Genomic DNA, 21482 nt, shown 5'->3' with positions numbered 1-21482 from the left:
TTTAAGGAGGAATAATGCGAATTTTACTACCTATTTTGTTCTTATTCAGCTTTGTAAGCTGTTCATCAGTCACAACGAAAGATGTTGACTACCAAGTAGGAGAACAGAATTTCAAAGGTTATATGGCACTTAATGGAAGCGCTGATGATAAGCGCCCTGGTATTGTTGTTGTTCATGAATGGTGGGGGCATAATGATTATGCCAGAAAGAGGGCCGATCAATTAGCTGATCTTGGCTATAATGCTATTGCTCTTGATATGTATGGTGATGGAAAAACTGCTGAGCATCCAAAAGATGCGATGAAATTCTCAAAGCAGGCTTTTAGCAACCCTAAATTGTTAAAGGCAAAGTTTAATGCTGCGGTAGAACTTTTAAAGAAGCAAGAAAGTGTCGACCCTGAAAGAATAGGTGCAATTGGATATTGCTTTGGTGGGGCAGTAGTTCTTTTTAATGCAACTCAAGGAGCAGATCTAAAAGCAGTGGTTTCATTTCATGGATCTCTAGGTGGAATAAAGACAGTAAAAAAGGGATCAACAGCTAAATTACTTGTAATTAATGGTGCCGATGACCCACTTGTTTCAAAAGAAGATATAAAGAGCTTTAAGAATGTTATTAGAGATTCGAAACTTTCCATGAAGTTTGTGAACCTTCCAGGTGCCACTCATGCCTTTACTAATCCTGCTGCGACAGAAAAAGGAAAGAAGTTTAACTTACCGTTAGCTTATAATGAAAAAGCGGATAAAGAATCTTGGGAGATGATGAGAGAGTTTTTACAAAATACACTTTAAATAAAAAAGGCCGTCTTATTGACGGCCTTTTTACTTATAGACATGAATTTAATTTCTTAAAGTTTAAATCAGTGTGATAACCATTTAGACTTAAATCATCAAAGCTTAGTGCTCTTGTTAGTTCATCATTATAATTAACAGCTTTCCAACTTATTGCTACAGGACTTTCACAATCAAGAGCAACATTTTCAATATCAATGATCGATAAGAATTTATTCTTCATTGGAAGCTTAACCTTACATGCTTGGAAGCTACCAGTGTCTCCAACTGAAGAACATAGAGCTGGTTTTTGAGTTTCAAGTACTAATAGATCTCCATCTTTTCTAAAAATTGTAATATCTTTTGATGAAGATTCAAAAGTTGAACCATTATTTACAAGCGCTTCTTGAATCAAGTTAGTTAGAGCATTTCGCTTGTGAGTATCATGGTGTAGGTTACAGTCAGCTGGAGTTGAAGGGTTGAACTTTGTTTGACATGCAAAGTTTTCAGCAAGAGCAACACCGTCTCTTTCACTTACTTTTGCACCGAAATCAGCATCACCTTCAATCTTTCCATGAAGCATACCAGCTACTTTTCCATCTACAATTACTGGAGCACCTGTTGAGTTCCAGTCGATTGCACAATTAGAAAGAACAAAGTTCTTAGAATCTTTTGTTCCGTTAATTGTAGTAAGTAGTGAATTTGTAATACCTTTACATTCTTTCTTTGCTCGAGTGTACTTTCCTTCTGAGAGTGCGTAATTTGTTGTTCCACCTCTTGAGAATGAAGTTATTTCAAAAGTTTTATTCTTATCTCCAAACTTAACACCATCAAATGTTGTTTCTAGGAATCCAACATTACTTTTTTGTTTTGTATTAACTAGAACAATTTCAGAATATCTTTGGTTCTCAATTGAGTCACATGTGTAAGTGAAGCCTTTTAAATCCTTGAAAGCAATTTGCTTACATGCAGATGCCATCCAGTCTCCAAAAGATTGATCTCTTTCTTGTCTTGGAAGACATTTCTTTGCTGTAGCAACTAAGTTATCACCAACAAAGAACGATGCACATGTTTGAAGTCGCCCACGATTTAATTTACCCATCAGTAAGACTTCATCTATACATCCATCTTTTGAATATCGATCACATACAAAAGGTGCTTCATTTAGAGCTGATGCAATTGAGACTCCACCAAGGCCTTGGCTATTTAATGTTGGGCCAGTGTTGTCGTATAGGGAAGAGCGATCACCACAAGAAGTGAGACCAGCTAAGGTAAATACAAGTGTTGTTAGAAGTAGGGCGTTCTTCATAAATTCTCTCTCAAATATTTGATTAATGTTGGCCAAAATCTAGCATAAGAAAGATGAACTATGTATCAGTATGTGTCTCAATATAATTTTTACAATTTAGATTATTGAATGACTTTAGTGTAAGATATAAACCATGAATATCGTCTTTCTCGATGGTAAGTGCTTGATTTGTAATGGCATCATCAAATTTATTTATCGAATTGATCGTAAGAAACGGATCAAATTCTGTCATCTCCAAGATGAGAAGGCGCTAAATTATCTAGAACAAGATTTCGTTAAGAATTTATCAACTGTCGTTTTCTATCAAGATGGTAAGATTTCAACGAAGTCTGATGCGGCCATTAATATCATGGTGACGCTGGGTCATACATATTTTAAACTCTTTCGTTTTATCCCGCGTTTCATTCGTGATGGAATTTATCAGTTTATAGCAAAGAATCGTTATATTATTGGGGAAGAACTTGATGTCTGTCCTATTCCTGAAGCTGACTTAGCAGAGCGCTTCCTCTAGCTCTTCAGATGTAAGCTGGCCACATGCCGCCAGGATGTCATCTCCTTTAGTCGTTCTTATTTTTGCATGAAAGCCAAGCTCCATTAGGCCAACCTTAAATTCTTCAACAGATTCCATCAGTGGCCTTTTATAAGGGGCACCAGGAAATTCATTAAATGGAATGAGATTGAAGATAACAGGCATTCCTTTTAAAAGCTCTCCAATCTTTTCTAAGTGCTTCTTACTATGATTTAAGTCCTTGATAACAAGGTACTCGAAAGTAAGGTATTGGCGCTTCATAAGTTTAAGGCCTTTTAATTCCTCAATTAGTTTTTCAATAGGGTAAGCCTTGTTTAATGGAATAAGTTCACTTCTTTCATCATTAAATGGTGAGTGGAAGCTAAGAGCAAAGTTGATACTACCTAATTCCTTAAAGCGTTTTATCCCTGGTAAATAGCCTGCTGTTGAAAGAGTGATTTGTCTTGGACCTAGGCCCATACCTTCATTTATCCTCAGGATTGAAATTGCCTGTGCTACTTCTTCAATATTATGAAGTGGTTCACCTTGGCCCATAAAGACAATATTAGGAGCCGCTTGATGGCCATTAAACTTTTCTTTAATGAAGTTATACGCTTGAATATATTGAAGAATGATCTCTTTTTCTTTAAGGGAGCGAGTAAGGCCCTGTGTTCCTGTAAAACAGAATGAGCACTTCATTGAACAGCCAACTTGAGAAGATAGGCATAGAGTGTACTTCTTTTGAAAGGGGACACAAACGGTTTCAACTGTGCGTCCATCGCTAAGCTTAAAAAGTAACTTAATGGTCTTATCATCAATAGACTCTTGAACTTTTGCTATTTCAAGAAAATCAAAAATAAAGTTTTCTTCTAAAAGAGGGTAGAGCTTCTTTGGTAAGCCTTCAATTTCGTGAAACGACTTCTTACTGTGTTTATAAACTTGAGTATAAATTGTTTGAGCATGGACTTTTGTAAACCCATGCTCAATTACAAAGGACTCTAGTTGTGAAAGTGGGAGGCTAAAGAATGACTTTATTAGAGCATCCCCATCTTACGGGCCTGTTCCATCATTTGTTCACGCTGTTCTGGTGTCATATTTTGAACCATCTCTTGCATCTTTTGCATTTCTTCAGGTGACATTTGAGACATCATCTCTTGTGCCTTTGCATACATATCTTCTTGATTCTCAAACTTCTCCATTGAGAAGATGATTTTTTCTGGGCCAATTTCACTACCGATCATCTTTTTTTCACGAAGTTCATCGAGAACTTTATTTAGACTAAGACCTTTTGAATCTGCGATTTCATACATTTTCTCTGTTGGTAGAGAAACCTTCTTTTGAGGGAAACCATTGGCACTTAAATTTTTGATAATTTGATCAATAAAGTTTTCCATGTACTTATCCTTTTTCTAGTCGTTTAGGGCACTATTATTAACATGATGCGCATGAAATTCCAAGATTAAGGCCATTTGAAGCCTTTGTGTTATAATTTATTTATGAAAATAATATCTCTTCTTTTAATTTTATCTCAGTTTCAAATATATGCTCTTCTTTGTTCAAAAGATTACCTTCCGGTTTGTGCCAATGGAGTTACTTATACAAATGCTTGTATGGCAGAGTCTTCAGGAGCAACTGATATAAAGAATGGTGCTTGTGAAGTTGTTGAAAAAAAGAAAAATAAGCCTTCTCATGTTTCTCCGCCTAAACCATCTACTTGTGTATGTCCTATGATTTGGAAACCTGTTTGTGGTGTTGATGGAAAAACTTATGGTAGCTCATGTAATGCTCGATGCAAGGGTGTTCCAATTAAGCATCAAGGGGCCTGTGACAAGATAGAATCTCACTAGATTTTTTTATTTATAAAAGGCCATTATTTAACTTAGAAGGTTAACAGTTGAATTTGCAAGGGTTAACAGTTGAATTAAGGTTAACTACATAAACAAAGATTAAGTTATTGATCTTATTGCCCGATAGTTGCGATAACTAGGGGTGATAAATGAACAAAAGTTTTAAGTTTAAATTAATTTTACTATGTGTCTTTTTATCAATTGTTAGCATTTCGATTAGTACTGTATCCTATTTTGGAATCTCAAAATTGAGCGATGAGTCTCATGAATTTAGTCGCGATATTATACCACGCAGTATTCTTCTCAATGAAATGGATGTTAGTTATCAGAAAACTAGAATTTCTGTTCGAACATTAGGGCTTGAGAATAATACCGCATCAGAAAATGAAGCAGCGATAAACTCAACTCTTGAGATGATTACAAAATACGATAATGCTGCTAAGAAGTTAAAGTCAAAGATCCGCGATGAAAATGAAAAAGAGATTTTTAATAATCTTGAAAAAGAGTGGATAAACTTTAAAGCGGTTGGTGCAAGGGCTATTGAATTAGCAAAAGACGGAAGTGTTAAAGCGCGAAAAGAGTTATTAGAGATCTTTCATGTACATTGTCCTGAGGCAGCTGAAAGTTATCAGGTCGCTTTAGATCTTTACACTAAAAAGATTTCTCTAGAAGTTGTAACTTCTGCGGCAGCATTTAATCAGACTGTAAGCTCTCTTAATTATACACTTCTCGTTGTATCAATTATTGGGGTGATTCTAGGTCTTAGTGCCGGTGTTGTTTACGCTAATAAGATTTCTTTACGTATTAGAGAAACACTTGAGCGTTTAGCAAAGAGCTCAAACTTTATGACTAAAAGTGCAAATAATATTTCACTTACGTCAAATAATCTAACATCTTCTTCTCGAAACCAAGATCTCTCATTGCAGGAGTCTTCTGCGGCAATCGAGCAAGTAAGTTCTATGATTAGGGTGACTTCAAATAATGCTCAAGAGTCTACAGAACTTGCAAAAGAGAGTTTAGATAAGGCTGCTTTTGGACAGAAGATCGTTAAGAAAATGATTGATTCAATGAATGGAATTGATAGCGATATTGTCGAGATGGTTGAAGAGCTGGGGTCAAATACAGAAAAGATGCAGAAGATTATCAATCTAATTGAAAAAATTGAAGAAAGAACACAGGTTATTAATGATATTGTTTTTCAAACAAAGCTACTTTCTTTTAATGCATCAGTAGAAGCGGCGAGAGCTGGAGAGTCTGGTAAAGGCTTCTCAGTGGTTGCCGAAGAAGTTGGTAAGCTTGCTGAGATGAGTGGACACGCTTCTATTGATATCTCCGAAATGGTTAGCTCAAGTGTAAAGGAAGTAAATCGTATGATTACAGAATCTAACGAAACACTTAATTCACTTGTTTCAAAAGTTAGAGATAGTGTTAACTCTGGAACTAGGGTTGCGGGAGAATGTGGTGATATTCTAGAGAGTATTGTTGAAAGTGTTGATGATGTGACAAAGGCCATTAACGAGATTTCAACTGCCACTTTTGAACAAGCAAAAGGTATTGAAGAGCTTCAAAGTTCTATCTCAAGTATTGATCTGTCTTCAAGATCTAATACAGGTATTGCTGAGGAAGCGTCTAAAGTTGCTGGAAAACTTTTAAATGAAGTTGTTCACGTTAATAAATCAATTGATGAAATTGAAACTGCCATACTTGGCGATGAAGCGGCCCCCAAAGCTGCCTAAAATAATCTGGCCTCAAGTTTATGAGTACTCTTCCTTTGTCACGAAGAGGCTGAATCATAGACTTGTAGGCCTTTTTCCCAAAGTATCTTTAAAACAAACCAAAAGATTATCGTTGCTCCTACCATGATCAGAAGGTAGTGCCACTTACTCATATCTAGTAGGAAGCGTACTGGTGCAGAGCCAATTAGCAGAATTGGAATAAAGAAAGAAAAAACTCTCTTTGTCATTGTTCCATAGATTAGATCTGGCCAACGTGATAATTGTTGCATCTGCATTCTAAAGAAATTTATTCCAACACCCTCAACAAGCCAAAACATTGCACAACTTATAACGAATTCAATAACTGCTAGTAATGTTAATGATAGGATAAGTAATGGGGGCACAAGAAGCCATTGTATTAAAGTAAAGCCGTTGGCATTAGCGTAGTAGCAAAATATAGAGATCGCTGGAATCAATGTCGGAAGAGATGATGGGCGTACATAGCGAAAGAAGACACTGAAAATTGAGTTGAGAGGTCGTAGGATTGTATAATCGAGCTGACCAGATTTTAGATCATCACTAAAGCGCCAAAAGTTTTGACTAAAGATAATCATATGAAAGCAATCCATTAAAAGCATATATGTCAAAAATAACATGAATTCATCTCTGTTCCAGCCCTTCACTTGATCAACGTGATCAAAGATAAAGTCTAGTGTGAAATATGCTGAAGCAAAGAAAAAGAGATCCATAAAGATCATGAGAACAAAGCTAGTACGAAAGCTCATTGCTACTGAAGTACTTGTCGAGACAAACTTTGAATAAACGCTTAAGTAGTGTTTACATTCGTTTTTAAAACTCATTACATCCCCGCTGCCGTATAAAGTTTAATTCCACGTTTCCAGACTAATGTACAGATTACGCTAACACCTATAAGCCAAGGACCTAATACGCTAAAGAACGTTGAGTAACTAACTGGCTCACCCATGAAGACTTTAATCGGGTAGTAGGTTAGATAAGGGAATGGTGTGTACATGAGAATTTCTCTAAAGAAGTCTGGATAGAGTTCTAAAGGAATAATTGCTCCGGATAAAAATACTGTGATCATTTGAAGCATAACCCTTAGGATCCATGTCTCTTCAAGCCAGAAGGCCATAACCCCAGTTAGGTATTGTAGAGAAAACCAAAATAGACTTACAAAGAGGCAAACGGCAACTCCATTTAAAAGAGTTATAAAGTCTATATTTGGTAGGATTCCAACAAGAGAAAAGAAGAATATTGCAAAACCTGTGACACATAATTGAATCATTTGAAATCCAATGAATGATGCCGTGTGGAACTCCCAGAAGTTAAAAGGGTAGATGAGATAAGTTGATATTCTTCCCATTCTAATATCAAGTGCTAGGTTTAGAGCAGTGTGGCCTTGTGCAAGTTGTGAGACAACAAAGGCCCATACGTGGTAAGTTAACATTGCACTAAGAGTATAGCCTTTAATAGTATCAAGACCTGTACTTTCAAAAATTGCCGTCCAAAGATTGTATTTAATAAATAGGAAGACAATAGCAGGTCCAATAATTTGTAAAAAGAAGTTTAGGCGATATGCCGTATACTTCACTACGGAAATTTTAATTGTTTGCCACCACTTAATAAGATTAGACATTACTTAAGATCTCCGGATTCGCCATAATCTTTTTCATTACTTTTTCAATAGGAAGCTTTTCTGTATGAAAATCGATAACTGGATACTTAGAAAGAATTGCAGAGGATAATTGTGATAGCTCCTCTTTATCTACTCTCAATTCAACACTTGTATTGTGATCAAAGAAATCACAATCTAGCTTAGTCCAAAACTCTTCATTGCTATCAATTGATTTATCAAAGCTAAAGTAAACAGACTTCTTATCACCAAGAATTCTCTCCAAATTCTTTAGAGGCCCATCGTATGCTTTTTGTCCCTTTGAAATAAGAACAAGGTCCTTACAAAGTGCTTGTACATCGGCCATGTAATGCGATGTTAAAATAATCGATAGGTCATTTTTTGCGTGATACTCTTTTAAGAAGTTTCTCATATTTTCTTGGGCCACAAGATCAAGTCCAATAGTTGGTTCATCGAGAAATAAAACTTCTGGTTCATGTAAAAGAGAGGCCATTAGTTCAAGCTTCATACGCTCACCGAGAGAAAGCTTTCTTACGTGAATATGAAAAAGTTCCGTTACATCAAGAAGCTCTCCCATATAGCCAAGTTTTTTCTTAAACATATCATCTGGTATTTCATAATATTTTTGAAGTAACTTAAATGAGTCCATGGCCGGAATATCCCACCATAGTTGCGACTTTTGCCCCATAACAAGGGCTATTTTCTTACGGAATTCTTTATCTCTTTGCCACGGCTTATAACCTGCAATTGAAACCTCTCCATCAGAGGGAACGATGATACCAGTTAACATCTTCATAAGAGTTGTTTTACCGGCACCGTTTGGACCTAAGAGACCTTTGATCTCACCCTTTTCGACTTTGAAGCTGAAGTCTTTTACTGCATATTTTGTAATGGGGCTTCTATTAAAGAAAGACTTTACACTACCTTTAAAACCTTCTTCTTTCTTGTAACTTACAAATTTCTTTGTGAGGCCATTTGTTTCAATCATATTTAATTACTCGCTTGCGTGTTGATTTGTGTATTCGTACATAACAATACTTGCCGCTATTGAAACATTTAAAGATTCAGTTAGACCGTATTGCTTTATTTTTAACCTTTTTATTCCTGGCATATCTTTCAGTGGCCCAAATTCTTCGTGACCAAAGATAAATGCTGACTTCTGTGGAAGGTCGCATTTATTTAGAAATGTTTCTGCTTTTGAATCTAGAGTGAGAGGAGTGTAACCAAGTTCATTTATTCGCTCAATTGACTCTTCAATCTCATTGAAAAAGAATGTTTTCACTCTTTTAAGAGCGCCCTTTGCAATTGTGACATCGAAGAACTTCGTTCCAACAATGTGGACTTCATAAATACTGTATATTTCACATGACCTAAGGATCTTTCCTATGTTGAAGCCACCCTTTAAGTGGTCCAAGACAATAATAATTTTATGTTGTCCGTGAACAGCTTTTTCTTTGGCTATCTCTAGTTCTTTCTCTAATTTCTTTTCTAAGAATTTTCTTGTTTTCTTGCTCATACTTGGGATAAATTACGAAATAAATCGGAGGTTTGCAATGAGCAATGAGACATCAAATGAAAATCAAATAGCTGTTTTTGGCGCAGGGTGTTTTTGGGGTGTTGAAGAGACCTTCCGAACGTTAGCTGGAGTAGTTGAAACAGAAGTTGGCTATGCTGGTGGTAAGTCGGATCAAACAACATATGAAGAAGTGTGTACTGATACAACTGGCCATGCTGAAGTCATTAAAATTACCTACAATCCTAATGTCATCAAATTTGAAAATCTCTTGGATGTCTTCTTTAAAAACCATAATCCTACGACACTTAATCGTCAGGGAGTAGATGTGGGTAGCCAATATCGAAGTGTAATTTTCTATTTGGATGAGGATCAGAGAGTTCAAGGTGAAAAGGCCATAAAAGAGCTTGATGAAAGTAATCGCTTCCCAAATCCCGTTGTAACTAAATTAGAAGCATTTAAAAATTACGTAAAGGCAGAAGAATATCATCAAAAATATTTGAAGAAGAAGGGTTTAACATCTTGTCTCATCTAAAATTGTTGAGAATATAAGCTCATGTTTTTATTGACAGTGGCGCAAGTTCTAGGCAATCGCGATCATGTTCAATAAATAAATTAACTACGACTCATCCCCAGTTGCAGTAGATAGAGTACTGTAATCACATAAAAGTAAAGATTATCTCAGAATTCGACATTTCTTGCGCATAATAGTTAATAGCTCAACAATCATGAGTGAAGGAAGAGGAGTTTATAAATGAATATTGAAAACTTTAGAGAGACTTTTATTGCCCATGCAAGAGATGAAATTAAATCAATCGTCTCTCAATCAAAAATTAAAGGCGAGTTCAACTGTGACGTCTTTAATGAGAAATTAGTGATTATTTGGTCCGATGCCCAAATAAATGGACTAACTGAAGATGAGTTTTCAACTTTAGTTTCTGAAATTATTCCAACTTACTTTGATAACGTCGTTTTCCCATTCACTGACGATATACCGCTTGCAGCTTAATTGCTGTATTTTACTTTCATAATACTCGGGTATCGTTGACAACAGACGATACCCCGGTATTTTCTATTTCATCAAAAACACCATCTGAATTATCATCTTCTTTTTTAATATTAGTGAAACGCGGTACAAGAGCTACTGAGATTACAATGACAAAAGCTCCTAACATGGCCGTAGGGTCCAGGGTCTCTTTAAAGAATAGGTAGCCAAATAAGGCCGCAAAAATTGATTCACTTAAAAAGACTAAACCTACAATATGAGCAGGGATTGTTTTTTGTGCAACTATTTGTAGAGAAAAAGCAATTAGTGATGAAAAGATAGAGACGATTAAGAATCCCCATAGTGCAGAAGGGAAGCTTAGCGCCTTTGCAGAGTAGAGAACTTCAAGACTTGTTGCTCCTTCATAAATTAGAGCAAAAACTAATCCCATAATCCCCATGAAGATACATTGGAGAAAGTTAAAACGAATTGCATCCACGTTATTTGCATAGCGATCTGTTGCTATAATATGAAGAGAGAAAAAGACTGCTGATACGATGACAAAACCATCACCAATATTAAAATTATTAAAGTCCATACCATTCATCATCATAATCCCAAGCATTGAAGTCATGAGAAGGAGCCAGAAGGTTTTACGAACACGTTGTCCAAGAAAGATAACCGCAATAATTGGCGTAATAACGGCATAAAAGACTGTAAAGAAGCCTGATTTGGCCATTGTTGTTAGTGCAATCCCAACTGTTTGCAGTTGAAGAGCAGTCATTAGTAGCGCTGAGCAAACTAATCCACCGATAACTTCATCTTTGTTATTTGATAACTTTTTAAAATCACCTCTAAAGAGAAGGATTAATAAAGCGAAAAGACCGGCAAAAATATAGCGTAGAGAATTTGACCATACTGGTGAATAGTCAACAAGAGTAAAGCGAGTTCCGGCAAAGCCCATACCCCAAATCGCACATGCAATACTTAGAAGAATTATACCTTTCATGGGGCCAATATAAATTGAATTGAAATAGAAAACAATGGGAAAAGAGCGACAAAAGCCTAACGATATCGTTAGTTTTGAAAGGGCTTAAACTGAAATTGTTTGGTGCCATGAAAAAGTGACGAAATTTTTTTGACAAAAGCAAAGATCATTTATTGTTCATCTTCAGAAGTACTTGAAATTAAACGAGTATCCAAAAAAATTATTAGTATTTAAAAATTGTAGCAAAATAGATTTGTAGAAATGAAGTACACGCTACTTATTTTTTCAGGGGACGTTTAATGCAAAAAGATAATTTTAAGCAAACATTTTTAAATGAAGCAAGAAATGAAGTTCAAGGTATCTATTTAGAAACGACGATTGATGGTGATTTTAATGCCGATTTATTCTCAGAGAAATTAACACCAATTTGGACTGCTGCTTCCTTAAATGGATTAGATGAATTTGAATTTATATCTTTGGTCGAAGATATAATTAATAAAGATGCCCAGGAGATATATTACCCCTTTAGCCTTAACTATCGAGCTGTGGCATAGAATAAAAGTAGAGCTCCCTTATGGGAGCTCTCTTTTTTATTATAATAACTTATCATCAACGAGATTTGGTAGAGTGACTTTTAAAAGAGGCTCTTTTTCCATCGCTCTCTTAATTGCAAAAGTTGCACCTTCATTACGGGCCCAGCTTCTACGGTTAATTCCGTTATTCACATCCCAAAATAGCATTGACTTAATACGGCGATCACAATCTTCGCTTCCATCGAGAACCATTCCAAAACCACCGTTCATAACTTCACCCCAACCGACACCTCCGCCGTTGTGAAGAGAGATCCAAGTTGCTCCTCTAAATGAGTCACCAACGAAGTTTTGTACGGCCATATCAGCTGTGAAGCGAGAACCGTCATAAATATTTGATGTCTCTCTAAAAGGAGAGTCTGTTCCTGAAACATCGTGGTGGTCACGACCTAGAACTACTGGTGCCTTAAGCTTTCCTTCACGAAGGGCCTTATTAAAGGCAAGAGCAATTTCAATTCTTCCATCGCTATCAGCATAAAGGATACGTGCTTTTGAGCCAACCACAAGGTCGTTCTCTTTAGCACCTTTAATCCAAGTAATATTATCTTGCATCTGTTGTGTAATCTCTTTTGGTGACTCTTGCATTAGTCTTTCAAGAACTTCTGTTGCAAGTTGATCTGTTAAATCAAGATCCTCTTGAGTGCTAGAAGTACAAACCCATCTAAATGGACCAAAGCCATAGTCAAAGCACATTGGGCCCATGATATCTTGAACGTATGAAGGGTACTTGAAGTCTTCAGTAGATCCTTCTTTCATAATATCAGCACCTGCGCGAGATGCTTCAAGTAAGAATGCATTTCCGTAGTCAAAGAAGTACATTCCTTTATCTGCAAGTTTATTAACCGCGTTTACGTGTCTTATTAAACTCTTCCTAACTTCAACTTTAAATTGTTCTGGGTTATTTGCCATCATCTCATTTGATTCTTCAAATGAAAGATCAGCAGGGTAGTAACCTCCGGCCCAAGGATTATGAAGAGAAGTTTGGTCAGAGCCAATATCAATATGAAGATCACTGTCAGCAATCTTCTCCCAAAGGTTAATGATATTTCCCTGGTAAGCAAGGGAGACAGCTTCTTTATTATCTTGTGCTTTTTTAATTCTTGCCATTAGCTCATCAAGATCAGTGAAAACTTCATCAACCCATCCTTGCTCATGGCGAGTCTTTACGGCCTTTGGATTGACTTCCGCAACAACACCGATACAACCTGCGATAACCGCGGCTTTCGGTTGCGCTCCAGACATTCCACCAAGTCCTGCAGTAACAAAAACTTTACCAGCTGTTTCAGTAACGGCCTCTTTAGAAATTTTTCTTAGAGCATTTAAAACAGTGATAGTTGTTCCGTGAACAATTCCTTGTGGCCCAATATACATAAATGAACCTGCTGTCATTTGTCCGTATTGAGTTACTCCAAGTGCATTGAATTTTTCCCAGTCATCTGGCTTTGAGTAATTTGGAATCATCATTCCATTAGTCACAACAACTCTTGGTGCATCTTTGTGGGATGGAAATAATCCTGCTGGATGACCAGAGTAGAGAACGAGTGTTTGCTCATCTGTCATTGTCGCAAGATATTGCATTGTTAAAAGATACTGGGCCCAGTTTTGAAAAACGGCACCGTTTCCACCATAAGTGATTAGCTCATGAGGGTGTTGAGCTACAGCATAGTCTAAGTTATTTGAAAGCATTAGCATGATGGCCGCTGCTTGTTTTGACTTGTGAGGGTACTCATCAATCGATCGCGCATGAATTTTATAATCAGGGCGATAGCGATACATATAGATACGACCGTACTTTTCAAGCTCTTCCTTAAACTCTGGAATTAGTTCAGCATGTAAATCACTTGGGAAGTAGCGTAGTGCATTTTTAAGGGCAAGCTTCTCTTCTTCTTGATTAAGTATTTTCTTGCGCTTAGGTGCGTGGTTAATATCTTCTTCATATTTCTTATATTTTGGTAAAACCTTAGGAATACCTTCTAATATTGCCTGTTGAAAAGAATTATTATTCACTCTTAATACCCCTTGTACTTATGTATATTAAAAGGCTTATATCACTTTACTCATTATCTAGAAAGCTAATGGTGTCATTTGACGTGTCTCGTTACGAATCAAATGCCTTAGAGAAAATCGAATTCAAGTGTGATATAATAATTATCTAACGAAAGGGGAATTATGCCAAAATTAGAAATCGGACAAGAAGTAGTATCAATAAACTTTGGTGTTGGTGTTATAACAGAAATTAAAGATATGAGTGGTGCAGAGTTTTATATTATTGAGTCTACTGAAGGTCGCTCAACTACAATGATTCCAACGGTAAAAGAAGATGCTTTTCGCCCTTTAAGTTCTGAAAATGAATTAAGTAAAACTCTTGATCGTATTACTGAAGAGAGTAAGCCTTTAGAGTTTGACTCTAAAAAGGATCGTATTAACTTCTTTAAGTCTAATATTCAAAAACAAGATATCGATACTTTTGTAACTAATATTCAACAGCTACTTCAAATTAGTGACAAAGGCGCAGCAGAGTCGAAATATCTTGAAATGCTACTTGAGAATCTATCGATTGAAGTTGGAGCAGTTTTTAATGAGGATCTCAACCAAGCAAAAGAACGTGTGAACTCTTGCTTGGAAGGTAAGTTTTCTTTATAGTTTTATCTTCCTAGGTAGAGAATTCTATTCATTCTGAATACTTCTTCACCGCCACAGCTACCCATTTTACAAACATTTGCTTCGTAACAATCTTTACGAGCATTGTATTTGTAGTCTTCGTCTCCACGAACTAGGATTCCTTCAACGATTCCTGTTTCTTCGTTGAATACTGCTGAACCTGAGTTCCCAGAGAATGTATCTAGGTTTGTTTCGAAGCTATAGAAGTCGCTATCATCACGTACATAGGCTCCTGCAGCTACTTTTGAAGGCAGACCTGATGGGTGTCCAATAACAAATACTTTTTCACCTTTTCTAATATTTTCAGATTTCTTCGTTCGGTATTCAAGTGGTGCACGATCTTCAACTCTTCTATCTAATTCAATTAGGGCGAAGTCTTCACCTGTGTAACGGCTAAGTTTTTGTACTACAATTCTCTTACAAGAATAAACATTCTTTGCTTCAATTGTTCTAGCATCGTCGCGAGGATCTTTTTTTGAATAATCAAAAACCCAGTAATTATCGTAGCAATCTGTTACTGAAGTTGCACAGTGACCTGCCGTTGCAACATATTGTCTTCCATCTTTTTCAATTAGAAAGCCTGAACAGTCTGCAACGTCGACTTGTTTATTAAATCTTTCGCCTTCACAAAGGTTGATTTTAGAGTCGATGGCCTTGTATGTATCTGAGTCTTGATTTTTTTGTTTCTTTAATTTGTTTTTTGGTATCATTGCTAGAGTTGATCTTTGAAGATCTAGCTTTGTTTGATTCATAACTTCATATTGATCTAGTCGATTATCTTCACCGTAAACAACCTTATCGATAGCAAGAGTGTTAACAGATGATAGAAGTAGAGTAAGAGTGAGTAATACATTGAAGTTAAAATTCATTTTCTTTCCTTATTTTTGTGCGTGCATCCTTCTATCAACGTTATGTGTAAAAAGTACAGGGTAGCGTCATGAGTAATTTGTAACAAGTTCTTACATCCCATGAATACTATTGAGTGAAGTTAATAAGTTATTGATATTACATTTAAAGTTATGGTGAAATTTACCGATAAGTTACCGAGATGAGAGAACTTAGATGAGTTTAAAACACATTATTTCTATATTCATAATTTTGGCCGTGAGTACGTCATGTCAGATGACTGGTGACCAAATTCAAAATGGTCAATCTCAGATGATGGCCGAACGTATCTATAAAGAATCAGATATTCTTGATGCTGTTGATGATGTCATTGGTCCGGATGGAAGGCCAATTAAAGACAGATCATCACAAGAGGCGATGGAAGATCTTACTGATGATTATACAAATTTTCCTTCATCTAGTGAAGTTAATAACTATATTAATGAAAGCTTGTCGTTTACCGGACAGTGTAATATCGATGAAGCAGATAAGGATTATGCATATGGCACTATGTATACGCGAGGCTCGATGGGTGCCAGACGAGTCTTAGCAACGATATATCAAAGTTGTGATGCAATTGATTTTGTTATGGATGAAACGACACCAAGGCTTAGTGGTGTCTCTACTCGTCCTGCAACCTTGACTGATGGAAGTGACTTTAAGCAGAGAGTTATTACTAATAGGCAAGCAATGGTTAATTCTCATGGAATATTAAGTCAGCTGGATAAAGACCCTGAATTTCCTTCGGAAAAATGTATTGATACAACTCAGAGGCCTCCTGTTTATGGCTATGGTTCAAGAAAGGGACTAAGAAGTCGTGAAATCAATCTCTTTACAAGAGGTCAAGGTGTTGCAAAAAATAATGTTCAAGCTTCTGGTATCGATTGTTCTGAGTTTATTTCGGCCGCATTTGCAGCGGAAGGATTAAAGTTTAATAAATCAGATCGTGACTTTAATTCACTGACGACGACATCTCTTCATTACGCTTCAGATAATTCAGATTCGTGTGTAAAGCCTGTGGAGTTTGATCTTCCATATTCGATTCAGTCAGGTGATATTATAAATTTAAAGGGAAGCCATGTTCTTATGGTGGATACAGCAGGGCCTGACCCTCTTGGGATTCGCGGTGCCGCAGAATCAAATAGCTGTAATTCGATAACGATTAATGATTTTGATTTTACATATATTCACAGTGGTGCCCTAAATAATTATGGGCCAGCAAGAGTCTCAGCTAGGATTCATGCAACTAAGCGTTCAACAATGTTCAATAATTTGCTGGCACAAGCAAGAACGGCCTGTACGAGACTAGTGCAGGGAAGAGCTTCTTCACAAAAGATGAGAAGTGGACGTTTTAGTATTCTTCGTCATGATTCTGGCAACCCTGCCTGTTATTATGAAGACTATGGTAAACTCAAGGGTGAAGAATGTATTAATCAGTGCTTTGGAGAAAGGAGGCTAAATGATGGTTACTAAAATACTCATAGCAGCCTTTTTATTTATATCTGTAAGTGCAAGTGATCTTTGTCCAAAGAATAAAGATCCAAAGACAGTTGCAAAGGATTTAATTTCTATCGAAATGAGTGGAATTCGTCTTATTACAGGTGCAAAAAAACAGTGTTTAAAAGAAGAGTTTAAAGAATATCGTTTCAATCATGATCCTGATTATGATGATCCTAAAAACTTAGAATATATTCTAGATTCAAAATCGAATATCAAAATAGAGAAGGTCGAGTTAATTGATAAAGAGATTTTTCAATATCGAGCTTCTTATCAGGTAAATGTGGTTGATACAAAAGGTAATAGTAGTGTTGTTAAAGATACAATTACTTTTATGTTAAATACAACTTCTAAGTCTCAGAAGGTTGGGGGATGTGCAATGGTCATTGAACCACCTGAAAAACTCGTTCTATTAAAATCATGTCAAAAATAAAAAAGGCTCCAAAAAGGAGCCTTTTTTATTTCTTATTTTGCAATTTTTACTAATTCTTCTAGTGCGCCTTTTGCAGCGTCTTCATTTAATGGCTTGCCATAATTTGTAAGTAATTTACGACCTAGGACATTCATACCAATAAATGAAAGTTGATTTAACATAGCTCCTAGAACGTATTGGCCGCCACCTCCGGAGTGAGTTCCGATTAAAGCTGGCTTATTAACAAACGCTTCTCTCCAAGATTCTCCACCCGAACGAGATACCCATGCGATTGCATTGACAAAAGATGGTGAAACAGAGCCATTATATTCAGGTGTCAGAAAAACAAATCCCTTTGCAGCAATAAATTTCTCAGTTAGCTTTTTCCCATCTTCTGGAATTCCATTTTCCTCTTCTTGAGTCGTATAAAGAGGAAGGTTGAAGTCACTTAATTTTACAACTTCAAATGATTCATCCGTATCTTTAGACAGGCTTTCTAGTGTCTCTGCCATTTTTAAATTCATTCCGTCACTTGCAGCAACGATTAAAAAGTCACTCATATTTTCTCCTGATCAGTTATTCAAGTTCCTTGATTAGTAATAATGCTCTTTGTCCTAGTATCACCTTTGAATTGGGAAAAATCATTCGTAAATTTTCTTCCGGGCAAAGGTAAGGTTGTGCATTTTGTGTAAATATATGCTCACCTTTTTTAAAAGGGGTGAAATTAGCACTTTCTTCTTCCTCAAAAGTAAATTTGAAGTCTTCAAATTCTTTATTAATTGATTCAAAGATTGTAAATGCCTTTGGTGCTTTCTTCTTTTCTAACTCATGTCCACTTAATAGTTTTTCGATAGTCTCTTGTGCCGCTTGAAACTTTCCAGGTGGGTTTTGTCCAAAAGGATAAACTTTGCCAAGCTCTACAGTTGCACTAAATGCATTAAAGTTAGTAAATGAAAATGAGCTAAATACGGTTGATTCTTTGTGTGAAAAGAGTGACGCTTCGATTCCCATATTAGCTAAAATTAGATTAAATTCATCGTCACGTTTACGCTCTTCGTTTTTAGGGACAAGAGCAAACCTTTCAATCATACTCTTTTTTAGAGCGCAGTGAAGGTCGAAGTGAAAAAGGTCTTTATCTTTTACCTCTTTATAAAAATCAAAACAGACCTTTTCAATAACTTCTGCTCGTGACTTTTCATAATATTCATCTAAGTTCTTATATGCACCGTTAAAGCATCGGTTGAGGTTGTATTCACTAAACCTTTTACCTATATTCATGGCCTTTGGGTTACCAAATATAAATAGAGTTGGAGCCACTAAGTTTAAAGAGCCTGCAACCAGTTTATTGAGAATTTCATTTGTAAATTCAATTGGGGCCGTTTCATTGCCGTGAATCCCACAGGAAATGATAAAAGCATCTTCTGTTGAAAGAAGCTTAGGAGTTGCCTTAATGATTCCTGTATCAAGAATATCAAAACGAATATCATTTTTTACAAATGAGCTCTTTTCTAGGTGCTCTTCATTTTCTCTTGTTGTTTTTAGAAAGTTAAATTCTGTCACAGGCCATCCTTTTATACGCGCTTTGCACTAAAACCTTTTGACGTCAGTTCATCAACAATTTCACGAATATGCAAATGTCCTCTCGTTTCAAGTGTAAATTCAACTTCTGTTTCTCCAAGAACACTTGTTGTGAAGGCCCTATTGTGGTGAATTTCTAAAATATTAGCTTCTTTGCCACCAATGATACTTGCGATATGTGCAATTGTACCAGGTGTATCGGGAACATTAACAACAATTGAACAAGAGCGTCCAGATGTTACAAGTCCTCTTTCAATAATTCGATCAAGAATATTTAAGTCTATATTTCCACCACTAACCACTAGAACAACTTTTTTTCCTTTAATATCACTTAATTGATCATAGAGGAGAGATGCCACTGATGCGGCTCCAGCGCCTTCTGTTAATATCTTCTCGTATTCTAATAAGGTAACGATAGCATGAGAAATTTCAGTTTCTTTGACTGTTACTATCTCATCAACATATTTTTTTACTATATCAAAGGTATTATCAAGAACAGTTGTTACAGCGATTCCATCGGCAATCGTTTTCTTCTTTTCAATTGTTGTGATGTGGCCTTTTTCTTGAGATTGTTTCATGGCCGGCATTTCAGATGCTTCAACTCCAACAACGTGACACTTTGAACCACTTTCTTTAATTGCAGTGGCGATCCCTGAAATTAATCCTCCGCCACCAATTGGAACGGCAATAATATCGGCATCACTTAGTTCATCTAAGATCTCAAGCCCAATTGTTCCTTGTCCCGCAATAATATCTTTATCATTAAATGGATGAATAAAGACTTGGCCATTTTCTCTTTGGATCTCTAAAGCTTTTTGATAGGCATCATCATAGAAATTACCGTGAAGAATTACTTCAGCACCAAACTTCTTTGTTCCTTGTATCTTTGCAAGTGGAGTCGATTCCGGCATTACAATTGTCGCTTTTATACCGAGCTGTTTCGCCGCAAGAGCAACCCCTTGAGCATGATTTCCTGCTGAAGATGCAATGACGCCTTTTTCTTTTTCTTCTTCTGAAAGTTTTGAGAGGCGATTAAGTGCTCCTCTAACTTTATATGCTCCAGTTAATTGTAAGTTTTCTAGTTTTAAATAAACTTCACAATTGAACTTCTCACTTAAAGTTGTTGAATAGGTTAAAGGTGTCTTAATAATTCGATTTTCTATATTAAGACGGGCCTCTTTAATATCATTTAGGTCTACAATTAATTTATCTGTCATAAGGAAATCTTACTTCTTTTCGTAGTCAACTTCAAAGGTGTTTGCGTCAACTTGACGTGCTCCATGACTTTCTTCACGATTATCCTGGGCCTTTTCAAACTGTTCCTCAAAGCGAGCTCGAGTATTGTAAGCATTTCCACTATAAGATGAGAATCCACCGCCATTTTTGAAGGAGTAAAATTGCATATTTCCTGTTTGAATTGATTTAAGAAAGAACTTTCTCATATACATGGCCCAAAGATGTCTTGTAAGAGGAAGAACCATCGATAGGCCTAGAATATCTGTTAAAAAACCTGGAGTTAAAAGAAGTAGCCCACCACCAAAAACAAGTAGTCCGTGAATAAAGCTTGAAGCTGGAACTCGACCTTGAGAAAGCTCACCTTGGATTTTTGCTAAAAGAGCTGCGCCTTGAGACTTTGCTAGTGCTGCACCTATGATCCCTGTTAGTACAACAACAAGAAATGTATTGGCACCACCAATTTGTCCACCGATCGAAAATAGTAGGTAGATCTCAATGGCCGGAACCACAGTAAATAATAATAGCAATATTGGAAACATGTTACCTCATTTATTAATTGTGTAACATAAAGATGGGAGCAGTTGGGAGAGTGTCAAGGGTAGGGGCCGTTAAGCCCCTGTATCTTGTTGAAATTATATAGATTTTAAATTCTTTTGATCGTAAACCCAACCTGTATGAAGAGTGTTTTTTAAATAATCGCGGTATTCAATTTGAACCCAATCGCCATCAGTTTTTAGGACCTCAACACGAGTATTTGGCGCTACTACTTGAAGCTTTGTTCCCTTGGTACTTGGAATACTTCTAAGGTTTAAATATTTAATAGGTGTGAAGAACTCTTTTTTAGTTATGACTTCTTTGATTGCTTGCTTTGGCGCAGGCTGAATTTCTTTTGAAGGAGTATAAATAAACGCCCCAAGGATAATGGCAATTGATAAGATTCCACTGGCAATGATAATACTTTTGTTGTCTCTTGCCGTTGGAAGGATCTCTTCTTGAGGTTTGTACTCAATTTGTTCTTTGACACTTTTTTGGTTAATGATAATTGATTGAAGAAGTGATTCTAGTCTTTCAAATTTCTCATTTACTTCTTTTGTTTCAAATCTGCGCTCTAATTCTTCTATTTTCTTATATAATTGATCTTTTCCATTAGAATTGTCGGTATTTTCTTCTTCACGATCTATAACAGTTTGAGTCGTGGATTGAAGAAGATTAGAAATAGGGCTCTTTGCAATCTTCTTTTCGTTCTTATCTAAGATGCTAGCAAAATTAAAATTCCCCTTAAATTCTTCCGTTGAAGAATTATTCATCTCTTTCATTTAACTTCCTTGTTTAATTAT

Annotated in this window: 25 protein-coding genes; 10 read left to right on the top strand and 15 right to left on the bottom strand. The window is 36.3% G+C overall.

Features of this window, described 5'->3' with window-relative positions:
- Nucleotides 1–14: 14 nt before the first annotated feature.
- Nucleotides 15–788 carry a dienelactone hydrolase family protein gene (locus DAY19_RS01525; RefSeq protein WP_114705423.1) on the top strand — a complete coding sequence of 258 codons (774 nt, stop codon included), beginning with the start codon at nt 15–17 and terminating at the stop codon, nt 786–788.
- A gap of 34 nt (nt 789–822) precedes the next feature.
- On the opposite strand, the gene DAY19_RS01520 is transcribed toward DAY19_RS01525, so the two are convergent.
- Nucleotides 823–2076 carry a hypothetical protein gene (locus DAY19_RS01520; RefSeq protein ID WP_114705422.1) on the bottom strand — a complete coding sequence of 418 codons (1254 nt, stop codon included), beginning with the start codon at nt 2074–2076 and terminating at the stop codon, nt 823–825.
- Between the two features lie 133 nt (nt 2077–2209).
- On the opposite strand from DAY19_RS01520, the gene DAY19_RS01515 reads away from it, so the two are divergent.
- Nucleotides 2210–2587 (top strand): thiol-disulfide oxidoreductase DCC family protein, encoded by a 378-nt coding sequence (locus DAY19_RS01515; protein WP_114705421.1) that lies wholly within the window; start codon nt 2210–2212, stop codon nt 2585–2587.
- Here DAY19_RS01515 and rlmN read toward each other — a convergent pair.
- Together rlmN and DAY19_RS01505 are read right to left on the bottom strand one after the other, a co-directional pair.
- Nucleotides 2567–3571, bottom strand: a complete 1005-nt coding sequence (rlmN, locus tag DAY19_RS01510) for a 23S rRNA (adenine(2503)-C(2))-methyltransferase RlmN (RefSeq protein ID WP_233500238.1) — start codon at nt 3569–3571, stop codon at nt 2567–2569. The two genes, DAY19_RS01515 and rlmN, sit on opposite strands and share 21 nt — an antisense overlap.
- A gap of 47 nt (nt 3572–3618) precedes the next feature.
- Entirely contained in the window at nt 3619–3978 is a 360-nt protein-coding gene (locus tag DAY19_RS01505; protein WP_114705419.1) for a hypothetical protein, read from the bottom strand.
- A gap of 102 nt (nt 3979–4080) precedes the next feature.
- On the opposite strand from DAY19_RS01505, the gene DAY19_RS01500 reads away from it, so the two are divergent.
- Nucleotides 4081–4431, top strand: a complete 351-nt coding sequence (locus DAY19_RS01500) for a Kazal-type serine protease inhibitor family protein (RefSeq protein WP_114705418.1) — start codon at nt 4081–4083, stop codon at nt 4429–4431.
- Between the two features lie 149 nt (nt 4432–4580).
- Nucleotides 4581–6167, top strand: coding sequence for a HAMP domain-containing methyl-accepting chemotaxis protein (locus DAY19_RS01495; protein ID WP_114705417.1), 1587 nt, complete (start codon nt 4581–4583; stop codon nt 6165–6167).
- 38 nt (nt 6168–6205) lie between these two features.
- Here DAY19_RS01495 and DAY19_RS01490 read toward each other — a convergent pair whose 3' ends face one another.
- The 4 genes from DAY19_RS01490 to DAY19_RS01475 are packed head-to-tail and all read right to left on the bottom strand — an operon-like array spanning nt 6206 to nt 9316.
- Nucleotides 6206–7006, bottom strand: coding sequence for an ABC transporter permease (locus DAY19_RS01490; protein WP_114705416.1), 801 nt, complete (start codon nt 7004–7006; stop codon nt 6206–6208).
- Nucleotides 7006–7803, bottom strand: a complete 798-nt coding sequence (locus DAY19_RS01485; RefSeq protein WP_114705415.1) for an ABC transporter permease — start codon at nt 7801–7803, stop codon at nt 7006–7008. The genes DAY19_RS01490 and DAY19_RS01485 overlap by 1 nt, the downstream gene beginning before the upstream one ends.
- The gene (locus tag DAY19_RS01480; RefSeq protein WP_114705414.1) at nt 7796–8788 is read right to left on the bottom strand and encodes an ABC transporter ATP-binding protein; all 993 of its coding nucleotides are present in this window, start codon (nt 8786–8788) and stop codon (nt 7796–7798) included. Before DAY19_RS01480 ends, DAY19_RS01485 begins: the two co-directional genes overlap by 8 nt.
- A 6-nt stretch (nt 8789–8794) precedes the next feature.
- On the bottom strand, nt 8795–9316 hold the full coding sequence (locus tag DAY19_RS01475; RefSeq protein WP_114705413.1) for a TrmH family RNA methyltransferase: 522 nt from the start codon (nt 9314–9316) through the stop codon (nt 8795–8797).
- 37 nt (nt 9317–9353) lie between these two features.
- On the opposite strand from DAY19_RS01475, the gene msrA reads away from it, so the two are divergent.
- Nucleotides 9354–9848 carry a peptide-methionine (S)-S-oxide reductase MsrA gene (gene msrA / locus DAY19_RS01470; RefSeq protein WP_114705412.1) on the top strand — a complete coding sequence of 165 codons (495 nt, stop codon included), beginning with the start codon at nt 9354–9356 and terminating at the stop codon, nt 9846–9848.
- 219 nt (nt 9849–10067) lie between these two features.
- Nucleotides 10068–10322, top strand: coding sequence for a hypothetical protein (locus tag DAY19_RS01465; protein WP_114705411.1), 255 nt, complete (start codon nt 10068–10070; stop codon nt 10320–10322).
- Between the two features lie 16 nt (nt 10323–10338).
- Here DAY19_RS01465 and DAY19_RS01460 read toward each other — a convergent pair whose 3' ends face one another.
- The gene (locus tag DAY19_RS01460) at nt 10339–11307 is read right to left on the bottom strand and encodes a DMT family transporter (RefSeq protein ID WP_114705410.1); all 969 of its coding nucleotides are present in this window, start codon (nt 11305–11307) and stop codon (nt 10339–10341) included.
- Nucleotides 11308–11585: 278 nt separating this feature from the next.
- Here DAY19_RS01460 and DAY19_RS01455 point away from each other — a divergent pair, with 278 nt between their 5' ends.
- Nucleotides 11586–11840 (top strand): hypothetical protein, encoded by a 255-nt coding sequence (locus DAY19_RS01455; RefSeq protein ID WP_114705409.1) that lies wholly within the window; start codon nt 11586–11588, stop codon nt 11838–11840.
- A gap of 39 nt (nt 11841–11879) precedes the next feature.
- Here the strand turns inward: DAY19_RS01455 and DAY19_RS01450 are convergent, their stop codons facing one another.
- A complete protein-coding gene (locus DAY19_RS01450) occupies nt 11880–13883 on the bottom strand; it encodes a urocanate hydratase (protein ID WP_114705408.1) in 2004 nt (667 codons plus the stop codon).
- Between the two features lie 162 nt (nt 13884–14045).
- Between DAY19_RS01450 and DAY19_RS01445 the strand changes: the two genes are divergently transcribed.
- On the top strand, nt 14046–14519 hold the full coding sequence (locus tag DAY19_RS01445) for a CarD family transcriptional regulator (RefSeq protein WP_114705407.1): 474 nt from the start codon (nt 14046–14048) through the stop codon (nt 14517–14519).
- A 2-nt stretch (nt 14520–14521) separates the two neighbouring features.
- Here DAY19_RS01445 and DAY19_RS01440 read toward each other — a convergent pair whose 3' ends face one another.
- A complete protein-coding gene (locus DAY19_RS01440) occupies nt 14522–15406 on the bottom strand; it encodes a trypsin-like serine peptidase (protein ID WP_114705406.1) in 885 nt (294 codons plus the stop codon).
- A 193-nt stretch (nt 15407–15599) separates the two neighbouring features.
- On the opposite strand from DAY19_RS01440, the gene DAY19_RS01435 reads away from it, so the two are divergent.
- Together DAY19_RS01435 and DAY19_RS01430 are read left to right on the top strand one after the other, a co-directional pair.
- A complete protein-coding gene (locus tag DAY19_RS01435) occupies nt 15600–16895 on the top strand; it encodes a hypothetical protein (RefSeq protein WP_133296858.1) in 1296 nt (431 codons plus the stop codon).
- Nucleotides 16882–17352, top strand: coding sequence for a hypothetical protein (locus tag DAY19_RS01430; RefSeq protein WP_114705404.1), 471 nt, complete (start codon nt 16882–16884; stop codon nt 17350–17352). Before DAY19_RS01435 ends, DAY19_RS01430 begins: the two co-directional genes overlap by 14 nt.
- Nucleotides 17353–17384: 32 nt before the next feature.
- On the opposite strand, the gene DAY19_RS01425 is transcribed toward DAY19_RS01430, so the two are convergent.
- From DAY19_RS01425 to DAY19_RS01405, 5 genes are all read right to left on the bottom strand, one after another.
- Nucleotides 17385–17891, bottom strand: a complete 507-nt coding sequence (locus DAY19_RS01425) for an NADPH-dependent FMN reductase (protein ID WP_114705403.1) — start codon at nt 17889–17891, stop codon at nt 17385–17387.
- A 16-nt stretch (nt 17892–17907) separates the two neighbouring features.
- The gene (locus DAY19_RS01420) at nt 17908–18891 is read right to left on the bottom strand and encodes a succinylglutamate desuccinylase (RefSeq protein ID WP_158536733.1); all 984 of its coding nucleotides are present in this window, start codon (nt 18889–18891) and stop codon (nt 17908–17910) included.
- Nucleotides 18892–18902: 11 nt separating this feature from the next.
- A complete protein-coding gene (gene ilvA, locus DAY19_RS01415; RefSeq protein WP_233500228.1) occupies nt 18903–20126 on the bottom strand; it encodes a threonine ammonia-lyase in 1224 nt (407 codons plus the stop codon).
- A 9-nt stretch (nt 20127–20135) separates the two neighbouring features.
- Nucleotides 20136–20684: an FxsA family protein gene (locus tag DAY19_RS01410; RefSeq protein ID WP_114705401.1), complete on the bottom strand. Its 549-nt coding sequence runs from the start codon at nt 20682–20684 to the stop codon at nt 20136–20138.
- Between the two features lie 93 nt (nt 20685–20777).
- Complete coding sequence (locus DAY19_RS01405) at nt 20778–21461, bottom strand: SH3 domain-containing protein (protein WP_114705400.1); 684 nt, start codon at nt 21459–21461, stop codon at nt 20778–20780.
- Between the last annotated feature and the right edge of the window lie 21 nt (nt 21462–21482).

Source organism: Halobacteriovorax vibrionivorans (genome assembly GCF_003346865.1).
Lineage (GTDB): Bacteria > Bdellovibrionota > Bacteriovoracia > Bacteriovoracales > Bacteriovoracaceae > Halobacteriovorax_A > Halobacteriovorax_A vibrionivorans.
The sequence above is the reverse complement of the archived record's forward strand: the minus strand, read 5'-3'. Positions and strand labels throughout refer to the sequence as shown.